The following is a 15,026-nucleotide window of genomic DNA, read 5'->3' as shown; positions in this document are numbered from 1 at the left end:
CTGAATAGACCGTACAACCACCAGGGAGTGACAGCAGATGCGAGCATTGACCTACCACGGCGCCAACGACGTCAGAGTGGATACCGTCCCGGACCCGGAGATCCAGGAGGCGGACGACATCATCCTGCGGGTCACCGCCACCGCGATCTGCGGCTCGGACCTGCACCTGTACCGCGGCAAGATACCCGAGACCGAGCACGGTGATATCTTCGGCCACGAGTTCATGGGCATCGTCGAGGACACCGGCAGCGCGGTGACCAACCTGCAGGTCGGCGACCGGGTGGTGATTCCCTTCGTGATCGCCTGCGGCAGTTGCTTCTTCTGCCAGCTCGAGCAGTTTGCGGCCTGCGAAACCACCAACAGCGGACGCGGTTCGATCCTCAACAAGAAAGGCATTCCGCCCGGTGCGGCGCTGTTCGGCTACAGCCATTTGTACGGCGGCGTGCCCGGTGGCCAGGCCGACTATGTGCGCGTGCCCAAGGGCAATGTCGGGCCATTCAAGGTGCCGACCGAGCTGTCCGACGACAAGGTGCTGTTCCTTTCCGACATCCTGCCCACCGCCTGGCAGGCCGTGCTCAATGCCGAGGTGAAACCGGGCTCCACCGTCGCGATCTACGGCGCCGGCCCGGTCGGCCTGCTCAGCGCCGCCTGCGCACGAATGCTCGGCGCGCAGACGATCTTCATGGTCGACGACAACGACTACCGCCTGGCCTACGCCGGGGCCGCCTACGGGGTGATCCCGATCAACTTCGAACAGGACGACGATCCGGCCGACAGCATCATCCGCCAGACCTCGGGCATGCGCGGCGTGGATGCGGTGATCGATGCGGTAGGCTTCGAAGCCAAGGGCAGCACAACGGAAACCGTGCTCACCGCGCTCAAGATCGAGACCAGCAGCGGCAAGGCCCTGCGCCAGTGCATCGCTGCCGTGCGTCGCGGTGGCGTGGTCAGCGTGCCCGGGGTATACGCCGGATTCATCCACGGCTTCATGTTCGGCGATGCCTTCGACAAGGGCTTGACCTTCAAGATGGGCCAGACCCATGTGCAGAAATACCTGCCGGAACTGCTCGAGCATATCGAGGCCGGGCGCCTGCAGCCGGAAATGATCGTCACCCACCGCCTGGCGCTGGAGGAGGCGGCGCTGGGCTACAGGATGTTCGACCAGAAGGAAGACGACTGCCGCAAGGTCATCCTCGTCCCTGGTGCGGCGGCCGGGACTCTCGGCACGGATTACCTATGAAGGAGCGCGCGACCATGATCGATCCAGCAACCGGCATGAAGGCCGGAGAACGCTACCAGGTGGAAAGCATCGAGCGAGCCCACCAGTTCCCGGGATTCTTCCTCGATGGCAAGTATTACCTCGGTCCCGAGCTACTCACCGCCGTGGGCTGGCTGGAGGGCACCCGGTTCATCTACGACAGTCTGGACCCCACAGGCGAGCCGGTCTTCCCCGACCGTATCGCCGGGGAAATCCATGACCTGTCACTGGCTCTGGTGGACGGCGCGGTGTTGCCGGTGACGCTTGTCGAGGCGTCCGCTTTCGTCGAGCCGGAAGATGGCTGGGAGCCAGTCCAACGGGCCCCTCGCGCCGTCAACAAGACCCCGGGACTGGTAATGGCGGCGGCGATGGTGCTGATCGGCGGCCTCGCCCTGGCTACCCTGAAACGCCGCCGACACTAAGCTGCAGCAGCCAATACGGGGCCCAGGCAAGGCCCCGTACTCGCTCACATCATCTGGATATACACCGAGTAACTGCCCAGCACGATCCAGAACACCAGGAAGATCCACGGCGTACGCAGGGAAAACAGCAGCGACTTGCGATGCCCCGCCCGCGAGGTTTCTGCCTCGCTGAACAGCGGCGACTCGTCATAGGCCAGGCCCATCATCGGCTCGCTGCGCAGCAGATGGCTTTGCTTGAGCTGCCAGTGCTCGATGATGCGAAACGCCGCGCGGATCCCCGGCCAGGCATTCAGCGAACTCAACACGCCCAGCAGCGCCAGGAAGGGCGCAACCATCAGGGTGAAGCTCGGGCCCCAGCCCGGATTGAGGTTGCCCATGCACGAAACGAAGGCAATCACCAGGAACGACTGCGCGGTGAGGTAGGCGTCGGTACGGTTGGCGAGGATGCTGGTTTCGTACTGGATCTCGCGGCGGTAGAAATCCAGGCGCTCCTTGGGCGAGCCGAACATCCTGGCATTGCGCGCGTCGATCTCGTGTTCGGGGGTGGACGGGGTGATGATGCGTGGCACTGGAGGCACCCGTAGGGAAGTGGGACATCCCCGATAGAGCCGGCCCGGCCGCAAAGATTCACTGAAATACGCCGTCCACACCGCTCGTCGCCCAAGTTGTCGATCCAGTCCAACCCAGGCGCGTCCTGCCTTTCGAACCCATATCAGCCAACGACGACAGGAGCGTCCAGCATGCGTGACTACCCTACTCCACCCTTTCCCGCCCAACCGCAAAGCGTCCCCGGTTCGCAACGGCAGATGGAGCCCTATCCGGATTGCGGTGAGCAAAGCTATACCGGTAGCGGCCGGCTGCAGGACAAGGTTGCCCTGATCACCGGCGGCGACAGCGGCATCGGCCGCGCCGTGGCGATTGCCTATGCCCGCGAAGGCGCTGACGTGGCCATCGCTTATCTCGACGAGCACGACGACGCCCGGGAAACCGCGCGCTGGGTCGAGGCCGCCGGGCGCCAGTGCCTGCTGCTGCCCGGTGACCTGGCCAGCAAGGCCCACTGCCAGGACCTTGTCGCCAGGACGGTCGAGCAGTTCGGGCGCATCGACATCCTGGTCAACAACGCTGCCTTCCAGATGACCCGGGAAAGCCTCGACGAGATCGACGACGAGGAATGGCTGCGCACCTTCGATGTGAACATCACCGCAATGTTCCGGATCTGCAAGGCAGCGCTGCCTTCCATGGCGCCGGGCAGTTCGATCATCAACACCAGTTCGGTGAACTCGGATGACCCCACGCCGACCCTTCTCGCCTATGCCACCACCAAGGGCGCCATCGCCAACTTCACCGCCGGCCTGGCGCAACTGCTGGGCAGCAAGGGCATCCGGGTCAACAGCGTGGCGCCAGGGCCGATCTGGACGCCATTGATTCCGGCCACCATGCCGGACGAAGCGGTGAAGACATTCGGTTCGAAGACCCCGCTGGGGCGGCCCGGCCAGCCGGTCGAGGTGGCGCCGATCTATGTGCTGCTGGGCTCGGACGAAGGCAGCTACATCTCCGGCTCGCGCTATGCCGTGACCGGCGGCAAGCCGATTCTTTGAACGCACACCGGGTACCGCGCCAACCATCGTCGTCGTGGAACCCTTGCCCTTGAACCCGGCTCAACCCACTGCAACACCGTGTTTATCCAGCCCCCGAAGAGGTGAAACCATGAACGCCATCGAACTGCTGACCGAAGACCACAAGCTCGTGAAGAAGCTCCTGGAAGAACTCTCCGCCACCACCGAACGCGCGGTGAAGAAACGTGCGGAACTGCTGCAGCGCATCGAGCAGGAACTGCACATCCACACCCAGCTGGAGGAAGACATCCTCTACCCGGCGATCAAGCAGGCCGGCGGCAAGGAGGAGGCGAAGATGTACTACGAGGCCAAGGAAGAACACCGCACCGTCGATTCCCTGGTGATCCCCGATCTGCTGCATACCGAGACCGGTACCGTCGAGTTCGCCGGGCGGGTCAAGGTGATGAAGGAGCTGCTGGAGCACCATATCGAGGAGGAGGAAAGCGAGCTGTTCCCGACCGCAGAGAAGTTGCTGGGCAAGGACCTGCTCGAGCAACTGGGCCAGACCATGGAAACCCAGAAGAAACTGCTCAAGGACGAACAGCGCGCGGCCTGACCCATGGCGCTGTGGATCGACCTGCTGGAATGGCCGGCCATGGCCCTGACCGTGCTGGCGGCGTGGTGCATCGGCTCACGCCGCCCGGGTAGGCGCAAGGCCGGCTTCTGCTGTTTCATCGCCAGCAACCTGCTCTGGGCCGTCTGGGGTTGGCAGGCCGAGGCCTGGGCGTTGATCGTGCTGCAGGTCTGCCTGTGCGCCATGAACCTGCGCGGGTGGAAGAAAAACACCCGCATGCATGTGCGGGCCAGCGCCGCAAACCCCACCGACAACTGACCTGAAAAATCGTTCATCCCCCGCCTTGCAAAAGCCTCGCGAGCGTCTAAGTTTGAGGCAACCGTCGAATTAGCCATCAAAACAATATCACCCACTCCGGAACCTTTTTTATTCCACCCAAGCATTAACGCTCTGCCGACAAAGCTGAAACGGAAATCAGTCATAAAAATATCAAGAGGGATGCTTGATGAAACGCGGTCTTTGGCCTCGTGCGCTCGCAAAACGGGTGCATGCCGATCATTTTTGGGTGTCTGTATTTTGCTTTTCGCTGCTGGTTATCGCCAGCTTCCTGTTGTTCGAACAGCAGATCCAGGACTTCCTGAACCATCTTGAGGCGTACCTGCCCGCCCCCCCCGCCCAGCAAGCCAACCTGGCCCTGCTGCTGATCGCCCTGCTCGCCCTGGATGTGGTGTTGCCGGTGCCATCGAGCGTGGTGGCGTTGCTCGCCGTGGCGGCATTGGGCGGTGTGGGCGGTTACCTGGTGATCTTCATCGGCCTGTGCCTCGGTGCCTGGCTGGGCTATGCCCTGGGCGCCGGCTATTTCCGCGTGCTTTCCGGGCGCCTTGGCCTGCACCAGCGCAAGCCGGGGCAACTGGCCTACAAGCTCGGCACGCTGTCGCTGGTGTGCCTGCGCGGTGTTCCCGCGCTGGCGGAAACCTCGGTGGTCGCCGCCGGCATGCAGCGGTATCCGTTGCGCACCTTCGTTATCGTCACGACCCTGGCCAATGCCGGGCTGGCCCTGGCCTACAGCGCCATCGGCAGCTTCCTGATCGCGGAAAACGCACTGCTGGTGACGATCCTTGCCAGCATGGTCCTGCCCGGGCTGTCCATCGCCGGCTACGGCCTGGTGCGCAAACTGCGCAGGCCAACAGGCGAACCTGCCCTGCACGGCCGCTTCGAGGTCAGCTACGACTACCCGGTGCTGTTCACCGATCATCTGTTCGCCCCGCACAACGACTGTCTGCACCAGCAACTCACCGCCACACAGCACGGCCGGGTGACGGTGCTGATCTTTGCCGACGAACAACTGCTGCATTGCAACCCGCAGTTGCCGGGGCAGATCGACGCCTGGTTCGCCGCCCGCAGCACCGACCTGCACCTGCAGGCCGCGCCGATCGCCGTACCGGCCGGCGAACTGAGCAAGACCGCCGATGTCCTGCAACAGCTCTATGCCGACATGCTGCACCACGGCCTGGACCGTCACTGCTATGTGCTGGCCATGGGCGGCGGCGCGCTGCTGGATTCGGTGGGCTATGCCTGCGCCACGTTCCACCGCGGCATGCGCCTGATCCGTATCCCGACCACCGTCCTGGCACAGAACGACGCCGGTATCGGGGTAAAGAACGGCATCAATGCCTTCGGCCAGAAGAACCTGCTGGGCGCCTTCTATCCGGCCAGCGCGGTGATCAACGACTTTCAGCTGCTGACCAGCCTGAGCCGCCGCGACCAGCTCGCCGGCCTGGCCGAGGCGGTGAAGGTTGCGCTGATCAAGGACGAGGCCTTCTTCAATTGGATGGAGGCGCAGGCCGATGCCCTCGCCCGCTTCGAGCCTGCCGCCAGCCGCCATGCCATCCGCCGCTGCGCGGAACTGCACCTGGGCCACATCACCGGCGCCGGGGATCCTTTCGAGCGCGGCAACGGCCGGCCGCTGGACTACGGGCACTGGGCCGCGCACCGAATGGAAAACCTCGGTCATCATCGCCTGCGTCATGGCGAGGCGGTGGCCGTGGGCATGGCTCTCGATGCGCTCTATGCCAATGCCCTTGGGCTGCTGGGGGATTCCGACAGCGAACGGGTGCTGAACCTGCTGCAAAGGCTCGGCTTCGACCTGTGCCCACCGGAACTGAGCCTGAAAGATGCCCACGGACGCTCCCTGGTGCTGCTCGGGCTGGAAGAGTTCCGCCAGCATCTGGGCGGCCAGTTGTCGATCCCCATGCTCAATCGCATCGGCGCCTCCATCGACCTGCATGAAATCGACGACCAGTTGATGGAACAGGCCCTGCTCCGGCTTGCCGGTCGCGGCGCCGCGCTCTTCGGCCTGACCCAGGGTTGCGCGCAATGAACCAGAGCCCAACAAGCCTCAAGACCTGGATGACCCTGGGCCGGGTCTCCAACCTGCCCACGGTGTGGACCAACTCCCTCGCCGCGGCCCTGCTGGCCAGCAGCGCCGGGGCCCTGGCGCCGCCGTCCTCGCTGGTGTGGATCCTGCTGCTGGTCACCCTGTCGTTGCTGTACCTCGCCGGCATGTTGCTGAACGACCTGCTAGACGCCGATTGGGACCAGCAGCACGACAATCCGCGCCCCATCACCCTGGGCCTGGTCAGCCGCCAGCAGGTGCGTATCGCCACCTTGCTCCTGCTGGCCCTGGCCGGCGCCTCGGCACTCGTGCTGAGCCAGTTGATCGAGCAGCCGCACTGGCTGCTGGGCAGCGTGGTCCTGCTGGTCGGCTGCATCCTCGGCTACAACCTGCTGCACAAGAAATACGTGCACAGCGTGTGGCTGATGGGCGCCTGCCGCTCGGCGCTGTACCTCACCGCCGCGGCCAGCCTGGCGGTACCGCCCGAGCCGATCTGGCTGTGCGCGATCCTCCTCGGCGTCTATATCAGCGGCCTGACCTACCTGGCCAGCCAGGAACACCGCAACCAGCTGATCAGCCGCCTGCCCCTGCTGTTGATGCTCAGCCCGCTGGCCCTGGCGATCTACGCCGACACCCTGTGGTTCTGGCCGGTGCTGGCGCTGTGGCTGGGCTGGCTCGGCCGGCATTACTGGCTGCACCTGGCCAACCCGCAGCGCCTGAAGGTGCGGGCCTTCATCGGCGCCGGCCTGGCCGCCCTGCCGCTATTCGACGCCCTGGTCATGGCCGTGGCCAACCAGCCGCTGGGCAGCCTGTTCTGCGTTCTGGTGTTCTTCCTGCTTCCACACTTCCAGCGCTGGATCAAACCGACATGAACATGGACGTCACGCTGCGCCACGATCAATTGGCCGAACGGACCCAGGCCCTGAACGCACTGCTCGACGCCACCGAACGGGCCTGGTGGCAGCAGGCCCGGGAACGCCTCGAACAGTTCCCGGACGCCAATACCGCCGCGATCCTCGGCAGCCAGTGCAAGCGCCACCTGCGCGAACAGGCGCCGGGCGATTCAGGCTGGAGTTCGGTGCAACTGGCACGCGCGCTGCTGCTCGCCACGGTGCTCGAACACCAGCCCGGCGACGCTCGCCGGCCCTTGCTGGAGCAGCTGTTCCAGTGGGGCGACGATCAGGAAAAGATCGCCCTGCTCAAAGCCCTCGACGACCTCGACAGCCATGGCGCCTGCCTGGAACTGGCCTTGCTGGCCGGCCGCACCAGCAACCCCCAGGTGTTCGCCGCCCTGGCGCTCGACACGCCCTACCCGTCCCGCCATTACGCCGAGCGGGCCTTTCACCAGCTTGTGCTGAAGGCATTGGGCATGGGCCTCGACGCCGGACGCGTGCACGGCCTGGCGCAGCGCCAGGGCGTCACCCTCAACCAGTTGGCCCTCGACCTGATGGACGAACAGCTCGCCGCCGAACGCCCCGTGTCGCCCAGCCTGCCCCGGCTGATCGCCTTCGACCTGCTCAGCCCGGCCCAGCGCCAGCGGCTGGCGGGGTTGTACCGGCAGCAGCGCTTGCCTGCGGAGTGGCGCGACTACTTGCCCGACACCTGATTACCCACGCAACTGATTACCCATGCAACACCCGCCTACCCGATCACGTCTTCCCTTGATGAGGATTCACCATGCCCAAGTATTTCGATCCGCACATCCATATGGTCAGCCGTACCACCGACGACTACCAGAACATGGCGGCCGCCGGCATCACCGGGGTGATCGAGCCCGCGTTCTGGCAAGGCCAGGCACGCACCAGCGTCGGCAGCTTCGCCGACTACTTCGACACCCTGGTGGGCTGGGAGCGCTTCCGCGCCAGCATGTTCGGCATCCATCACTTCTGCACCATCGGCATCAACCCCAAGGAAGCCAACAACCTGTTCCTGGCCCAGGAGGTGCTGGACATCCTGCCGCGCTACCTGGTCAAGGACGGCGTGGTCGCCGTCGGCGAGATCGGCTATGACGACATCACCCCCGAGGAAGACCGCTTCCTGGCCCTGCAACTGGAAATGGCCATGCAGTTCAAGCTGCCGGTACTGGTGCATACCCCGCACCGCGACAAGATCGGCGGCACCAAGCGCACCCTGGCGGTGATCCGCGAAGTGGGCATCCCGGAGCACATGGTGGTGATCGACCACCTCAACGAACTGACCCTGCCCCTGGTGTTGGACAGCAACTGCTGGCGTGGCCACTCGGTCTACCCGAATACCAAGATGTCCGAGCAGCGCATGGTGGCCCTGCTGCAGCAGTACGGCACCGAAAAGATGATCGTCAACAGCGCCGCCGACTGGGGCGTGAGCGACCCGCTCAAGGTGCCGAAGACCGGTGAAGCCATGCGCGCCGCCGGGTTCAGCGAAGCCCAGGTCGAGCAGGTGCTGTTCCACAACCCGGTGGACTTCTTCGCCCAGAGCGGCCAGTTGGACAAGACCCTGGTCAGCACGCCGCTGCCCATCGACCAGCGCAAGACCTGGCAGGACAACTCCGCCCTGCGCGGCCAGGACCCGGTGGTCAAATGAGTGCCGCCGTGGGCTGGACGCCCGCCCAGGTCGGGTACTGCAGCAATGTCCACCCGACCCGCGACCTGGCCGGGTTGCGGGCCTCCATCGAGCGGCACTTCCAGGGCGTGCGCCAGCTCCGCGGCCTGCAAGAGCAGGACAGCGGCCTGTGGATCTGCGCCCGGGCCGCGGGCGAGTTGCAAGAGCAATCGGCACGCACGCAGTTTCTCGAACTGCTGCGCGAAACCGGCCTGCGCCTGACCTCGCTGAATGGCTTTCCCTATGGCGAATTCCATGAAGGCGCGGTGAAGGCCGAGGTCTACCTGCCCGACTGGTCCATGCCCGAGCGCCTGACCTACAGCCTGAACCTGGCGCGGATCCTGGTGCAGGCCATGCCGGAGGACTGCGCCCAGGGGGTGATTTCCACCGTACCCCTGGGCTACGCCGCCAGCTGGAGCCCGGCCTTGCAGCAACGTGCGGAAAACCAGCTGCGCCAGCTCACCGCCGGGCTGGCCCGGCTGCACCGGGAGACCGGGCGCAAGGTGGTGTTCTGCCTGGAGATGGAGCCGGACTGCGTACTGGAAAACACCGGCCAGGCCATCGACTTCTTCCGCCATTGGCGCACCAGCGACCCGCACCATGAGTACCTGGCGCTGTGCTTCGACGTCTGCCACCAGGCCGTGATGTTCGAAGACTGCTACCGCGCCCTTGACCGGCTGCACCAGGCCGGGGTACCGATCGGCAAGATCCAGCTGTCCAACGCCATGATCTGTCGCCTGCCGGCCGAGGACCACCAGCGCTACCGGCAGGTCCTTGGGGTGCTGGGTGACTTCTGCGAAGCGACCTACCTGCATCAGGTCAAGGCGAGGGATAGCGCAGGCCGCCTGAACGCCTGGGCAGACCTGCCGGCGGCGCTGGATGACTGCGCTACCCACCCGGGGCGCTATCCCGAGTTGCGCATCCATTTCCATGTGCCGCTGTTCAGCGAGCACCTGCTGCTACCCGAACTCAGCGGCAGCCTGGTCGCCCTCGGGCAGACCTTCGACTACCTCGCGGCCCACGACGAACTGCGCCCCGTGCTCGAGGTGGAAACCTACAGCTGGGGTGTCCTGCCCGCACCGCTGCGCCCCACCGACGAACAGGCCCAACTGCGCGGCATCAGCGCCGAACTGGACTGGGTCGAAGCGCAACTGCGCCAGCGCCGCCTGCTGCAACAACCGGTGCACGAGGTCCATGCCGATGCCTGCCCGTAAACCCCTGCTGCTGATCAATGTGGTCGGCCTGACGCCCTCGCTGCTGGGACCGAACACGCCGCACATCAACGAACTGTTGAAAACCGCACGGATGGCCAGCCTGCAACCGTCGTTCCCGGCGGTCACCTCCACGGTGCAGGCGTCGATGCTCACCGGCGAGCCGCCGTCCCGGCACGGCATCGTCGGTAACGGATGGTACTTCCGTGACCAGGGCGAAGTGCGTTTCTGGCTGCAACCCAATGCGCTGATCCAGGGCGAGAAGGTCTGGGACACCCTCAAGCGCGAGCTGCCCGGGTTCCGCTGCAGCCAGTTGTTCTGGTGGTACAACATGTACGCCAACGTCGATGCCTCGATCACCCCGCGTCCGCACTACCCGGCAGACGGGCGCAAGCTGTTCGGCCTGTATTCGTCGCCGCCGGGGTTGCACGAGCAGATCGAGGCACAGATCGGCGAGTTTCCGTTCCCCGGTTTCTGGGGACCGGCCGCCGGCATTGCGTCGAGCCGCTGGATCGTCGATTGCGCCCTGCTGGAGTTCCAGATCAACCGGCCCGACCTGCAGCTGGTCTACCTGCCCCACCTCGACTACAGCCTGCAGAAGGTCGGCCCCGATCACCCGTCGATCGCCGATGAGGTGCGGGCCATCGACCACGAGGTCGGGCGCCTGCTGAGCCACGCCCGCAACGAGGGCGTGGCGGTGATGCTGCTGTCCGAGTACGGCATCGAAGCGGTCAAGCAGTCGGTGTCGATCAACCGTGTGCTGCGCGCCGAAGGCCTGTTGCAGGTACGCCAGTCGCTGACCTGGGAGCTGCTCGATCCCGGTGCCAGCGCCGCCTTTGCCGTGGCCGACCACCAGATCGCGCATCTCTACATCAAGGACCCCCGGGATATCCCGCGGGTCAAGGCCCTGCTGCAGGAGCAGCCGGGTATCGAGCAGGTGCTGGACAAGCATGAGCAGCGCACCTGGCAACTCGATCACCCACGCAGCGGCGAGCTGGTGGCGGTGGCCGCGCCCGGGTTCTGGTTCGATTACTACTACTGGTTCGACGACGCCAGGGCGCCGGATTTCGCCCGCACCGTGGATATCCACCGCAAGCCCGGCTACGACCCGGTGGAACTGTTCGTCGACCCCGCCATCCGCTTCCCGAAATTGAAGGTGGCGCGCCGGCTGCTGCAGAAAAAACTCAGCTTTCGCTACTACATGGACCTGATCCCGCTGGACAGCGGGCTGGTCCGTGGCAGTCACGGCCGTCCGCCTGCCAGCGCCCAGGCCGGCCCCCTGCTCATCACCGATTGCGACGTACCGTTGCCGCAGAGTATCGCGGCGACGGCGGTCAAACACCTGCTCCTTCAGCATTTCCTGGGGCAGAACCTTACCGACCTGGCCAATGCCAAGGAGCACACATGCGGCGAGCCATCTCAATAACCGTTCTCAGTACACTGGCCGGACTGGCCCAGGCTGATAACACCAACCCCTTCAGTTGCAGCAACTTCCTGACCTTCAACGGCAATGCGGCCCAGGCCCAGGCCGAGCTCAAGCAGAGCCCGGAAACCCTGAGCTGGAACTGGTTCAACTGCCTCAACCAGCCGGCCGCGAACGGACTCGACCGGGTCTGGGAAACCCTGAAACCGTCGGACCAGGTGTACCTGGCCGACGGCTCCAAGCCTACGCCCTACGGCACCCCGGTGGCGCCGCCGAAAGTGGTGCTCCAGGCCGCCGCGAAGATCCCGGGGATGAACCCGCAGCGCGCCTTCCACAACCTCAACGCCACGCAACAGGTCGATGGCCTGATCCTCGAAATGGGCGGCTCGGTGCCGGAATCGCAACGGGGCAAGCCGGTGCGTTTCCAGTTGCTGATGAGCGAGTCCACCTTCAACTACATCGTTGGCCAGGGCGTGTACAACATGAATGGCCAGGCCAAGCTGACCAGCAACCTGGACTTCCCCGACAGTGCCTGGGAAGTCAAGGCCGGCTGGCTGTGGATCGGCAACGACTCGAGCTACCAGGCCGCCCTGCAAAAGGACGGTTACTACATCGCCCAGGCCTACTACCAGAACGATGACGGCAGCTACGAGGTCGGTTATGCCGCGCTCAGTGCCCTGCACGTGATCAACAAGCTGGTCGAGGGTTGGGTCTGGACCACCTTCGAGAACGTCAACAACCCCAGCTACACCGTGACCAACGACATTCCGCCCAAGCCGATGACCAACAGCACCGGGCCGACCGAGGCGGCCCAGCCGGTCAACAAGCAGTTCCAGGGCTGGTACACGAACCTGGCGAGCTACGAGCTGATCGGCACCCAGCTGCAGACCAACCCCACCCTGCTCGCCAACTCCCAGCTGGAATCGGCGTTCCAGAGCCAGTCCTCGTGCTTCGCCTGCCACGGCACGGCGGCCTACTCGACGCAGAAGGGCTATTTCAACTTCTCGTTGAGCGGCAAGGACGGCAAGGACGGCAAGGACGGCATCGTCTATCCGGTTGCCCCGCTGCCGGAGTCTGCATTCGCTGGCTACAACAAACTGGATTTTGTCTGGTCGCTGAAGCGCGCCCAGTGGCAGCGCCCTTAAGGAGCACGACATGAGCGTATTGAACTTCCCCCGCATCTACTTCAAGGGCCACATGTTCTGGAACCCGCCCACGGGTAACAACAACGACATGATGCCGCTGTACGACGCGGTGAACATGCAGATGAACTGGGACTTCCTCAAGCAGTACGACATCACCCCGGAGAATGCCCCGCAAACCCTGATCCCGTGGATGATCCAGTACCAGAAGCTGAGCAGCGCGCCAGAGAGCGTCATCCAGGCGCCGCCCAACGCCGGAGCCGACGGGATCGTGCCCGCCGAGTGGGATCTGTTCGGTGACAACGGCTGCGGTACGGTTTCCTACGGCGATACCGTCTCCACCATCATCGGTGGCGAACTGCCCGGCGGCGGCTATGTCGACAACGATCCGCTGATCGCCACGCCCTACAACCTGTACGGCAACCCGTTCGGCAGCAACACTCCGACCCCGGCACGCTTCGTCGACGTCAGCCCCTGGCAGAACACCTTCACCGCGCTGTACTTCGACCGCCTGGTGCTGGGCAACGACAAATGCGGCCTGACCGCCACCCGGCAATACCGCATGCTCGATCGCTTCCTCAACTTCAACTGGGCTTCGTTCGGCGGCTTGATCTACGTCACCGCCACCTGGCAGACCTGCTTCCCGAAAGCCAACCTGAACTGGCTGATCGGCGATTCGCTGCTGTTGAAGAACCTGCATGACCAGATGGAACAGCAGAATGCCCAGGGCCTGATGTTCCGCTTCTGCAGCTACCTGACCAGCTACGACATGAACGGCGTGTTCAACGACCAGCCTGAGGTCAGCGCGAAAAACGACCCGGACCTGCTGCAACAGCTGTACAAGAAAGGCCTGGAAAACCCCGCCGACATCTTCTTCAACCCGGCCTATGGCTGCTCGTCCGGGGTCCTGGGCCTGTGGCACGAGAACGAGTACCCAACCGCGCCCGCCGACCGCCGCCTGGTGGCTGAAACGGCAGTCGCAGTGCCACCTTCCTACAACCTCAGGCCCAAGAGCGTAGAGCTGGGTGTCATCTCGGCACAGGTCCATGACAATGTCCTGTCCCTCGACCTGATGAACAGCTTCCCGTTCATTCCCGGCCCTGCGCAACCGGGTATCGACCCACGCATTCCCCAGCCGCAACGGCTGGACCTGGGGGCCTTCGATTTTGGCACCTACCAGGGCAGCACCTTCGTCCCGGTGGTGCCGTTCGACTACAGCAACTATCAACAAAGTGCCTTCGACCACCAGTCCGGCATCCTCGACCTGCCCCTGACGCCGGCCCAGGTGACCCAACTGACCGGCACGGCGCCACTGGCAGTGCGCCAACAGGGCGCGCAACTGCCGACCTCGCTCCAGCAAACCTGGACCGCCGAAGTGATCGAAAGTGGCAGCTTCGTCGACGTCGGCGAGACCAAGACCCTGACCATCATGGTGCAGAAGAACGGCAAGCCGGCGGCGAACCTCGACCTGCTGGTGGCGGAGTACAACAACCCCTACCTGCTGGGCACCTCCAGCTACTACCTGGGCACCCGCGACGACCCGAACTTCGTCCTGTTCAACGACTACCCGGACAATCGCGCGCAGAACACCGAGAACTTCCCGCAGTTCGAAGACTCGCCCGACGTCATGGCCCTGGCAACCGAAGGTGCAGGTCGCAAGCTGATGGCGTTCGTGGAAACGCAAGCGAAGGTTGCACCACTCCCGGTGTATTACCACGACTACAGGACAACCTGCTCGGGCGTGAACCTGGGCGCGTGCCTGCGCTTCGAGGACCGCGAGCCCTCGGTCATCAGGACGCTCAAGCCCGATGGCCAGCCGGTGGAGTACGACTACAAGCGCATCACCACCGACAGCAACGGCATCGCCAAGGTGACGGTCACCGGGGTCAATCCGGGCTTCCCGACCCTGCGCTTCTACCCCGATGAAGACGGCACCGCCGACATCGTCTTCAGCTTCAACTACCTGACCGCCTACGTGGACTTCCTCGCTCCGATTCGCGTGCTGCCGAGCGAGGACAACCTCAAGCAGCAGTTCGTCGACCAGTGGAACAAGGTCTACCAGCAGAAGGATTCCGGGCAGGCGATCTGGGACAGCTTCATCTACCCGCAGATCTTCGAGATCTACTACTACCTGTACCCGATCATGAACAAGTACATGCCGCTGAATAACCTGACGCGGATCGAGGGCGCAGTGGACCAGCTGATTCGCCTGGTCAGCAAGGCGTACCAGGAGGAAAGCACCCTGGCCATGCCGATCACCCGCGACATGCCGCAAGGCCGCCGCGCGGTGCTGGAGCTCTGGGCGCAGAAGCTGGTGCAGCAGAAGTACCCACCGATGCCGCTGAGCATGGCGGACTACGACAACCTGAACATCCAGTAACCCGGAAATGCCGGGCGGCAGTGATGTCGCCCGGCGTTCTCATTAAAAGACGCGGTCCCTGTGGGAGCTGGCTTGCCAGCGATAG

Annotated in this window: 13 protein-coding genes and 1 pseudogene; 13 read left to right on the top strand and 1 reads right to left on the bottom strand. The window is 64.4% G+C overall.

Annotated features, from left to right (window positions below; translation table 11 throughout):
- Positions 1–37: 37 nt before the first annotated feature.
- Positions 38–1,240: a zinc-dependent alcohol dehydrogenase gene (locus AC2CQI_RS05670; protein ID WP_075803333.1), complete on the top strand. Its 1,203-nt coding sequence runs from the start codon at positions 38–40 to the stop codon at positions 1,238–1,240.
- A 14-nt stretch (positions 1,241–1,254) separates the two neighbouring features.
- A pseudogene (locus AC2CQI_RS05665) lies at positions 1,255–1,548 on the top strand (short chain dehydrogenase); the annotation flags it as partial.
- A gap of 176 nt (positions 1,549–1,724) precedes the next feature.
- Here the strand turns inward: AC2CQI_RS05665 and AC2CQI_RS05660 are convergent.
- Complete coding sequence (locus AC2CQI_RS05660; protein WP_075803332.1) at positions 1,725–2,249, bottom strand: hypothetical protein; 525 nt, start codon at positions 2,247–2,249, stop codon at positions 1,725–1,727.
- A 171-nt stretch (positions 2,250–2,420) separates the two neighbouring features.
- On the opposite strand from AC2CQI_RS05660, the gene AC2CQI_RS05655 reads away from it, so the two are divergent.
- From AC2CQI_RS05655 to AC2CQI_RS05605, 11 genes are all read left to right on the top strand, one after another.
- Positions 2,421–3,278 (top strand): SDR family oxidoreductase, encoded by an 858-nt coding sequence (locus tag AC2CQI_RS05655; protein ID WP_075803331.1) that lies wholly within the window; start codon positions 2,421–2,423, stop codon positions 3,276–3,278.
- A 109-nt stretch (positions 3,279–3,387) separates the two neighbouring features.
- Positions 3,388–3,852, top strand: coding sequence for a PA2171 family ribosome-binding persister protein (locus AC2CQI_RS05650; protein WP_075803330.1), 465 nt, complete (start codon positions 3,388–3,390; stop codon positions 3,850–3,852).
- Positions 3,853–3,855: 3 nt separating this feature from the next.
- Positions 3,856–4,128 (top strand): hypothetical protein, encoded by a 273-nt coding sequence (locus tag AC2CQI_RS05645; protein WP_484579468.1) that lies wholly within the window; start codon positions 3,856–3,858, stop codon positions 4,126–4,128.
- Positions 4,129–4,315: 187 nt separating this feature from the next.
- Positions 4,316–6,190, top strand: a complete 1,875-nt coding sequence (locus AC2CQI_RS05640) for a 3-dehydroquinate synthase (RefSeq protein ID WP_484579467.1) — start codon at positions 4,316–4,318, stop codon at positions 6,188–6,190.
- Positions 6,187–7,077 carry a UbiA family prenyltransferase gene (locus tag AC2CQI_RS05635; protein ID WP_484579466.1) on the top strand — a complete coding sequence of 297 codons (891 nt, stop codon included), beginning with the start codon at positions 6,187–6,189 and terminating at the stop codon, positions 7,075–7,077. Before AC2CQI_RS05640 ends, AC2CQI_RS05635 begins: the two co-directional genes overlap by 4 nt.
- A complete protein-coding gene (locus tag AC2CQI_RS05630) occupies positions 7,074–7,811 on the top strand; it encodes an EboA domain-containing protein (RefSeq protein ID WP_484579465.1) in 738 nt (245 codons plus the stop codon). The genes AC2CQI_RS05635 and AC2CQI_RS05630 overlap by 4 nt, the downstream gene beginning before the upstream one ends.
- Positions 7,812–7,882: 71 nt before the next feature.
- Positions 7,883–8,767: a TatD family hydrolase gene (locus tag AC2CQI_RS05625; RefSeq protein ID WP_075803325.1), complete on the top strand. Its 885-nt coding sequence runs from the start codon at positions 7,883–7,885 to the stop codon at positions 8,765–8,767.
- A complete protein-coding gene (eboE, locus tag AC2CQI_RS05620; protein ID WP_484579464.1) occupies positions 8,764–9,999 on the top strand; it encodes a metabolite traffic protein EboE in 1,236 nt (411 codons plus the stop codon). The genes AC2CQI_RS05625 and eboE overlap by 4 nt, the downstream gene beginning before the upstream one ends.
- Positions 9,986–11,422 (top strand): alkaline phosphatase family protein, encoded by a 1,437-nt coding sequence (locus AC2CQI_RS05615; RefSeq protein WP_484579463.1) that lies wholly within the window; start codon positions 9,986–9,988, stop codon positions 11,420–11,422. The genes eboE and AC2CQI_RS05615 overlap by 14 nt, the downstream gene beginning before the upstream one ends.
- Entirely contained in the window at positions 11,401–12,564 is a 1,164-nt protein-coding gene (locus AC2CQI_RS05610) for a hypothetical protein (RefSeq protein WP_484579462.1), read from the top strand. The genes AC2CQI_RS05615 and AC2CQI_RS05610 overlap by 22 nt, the downstream gene beginning before the upstream one ends.
- A gap of 10 nt (positions 12,565–12,574) precedes the next feature.
- Positions 12,575–14,941 (top strand): hypothetical protein, encoded by a 2,367-nt coding sequence (locus AC2CQI_RS05605; RefSeq protein WP_484579461.1) that lies wholly within the window; start codon positions 12,575–12,577, stop codon positions 14,939–14,941.
- Positions 14,942–15,026 lie beyond the last annotated feature (85 nt).

The sequence above is a fragment of the Pseudomonas sp. P2S-1 genome, assembly GCF_057197725.1.
The sequence above is the reverse complement of the archived record's forward strand: the minus strand, read 5'-3'. Positions and strand labels throughout refer to the sequence as shown.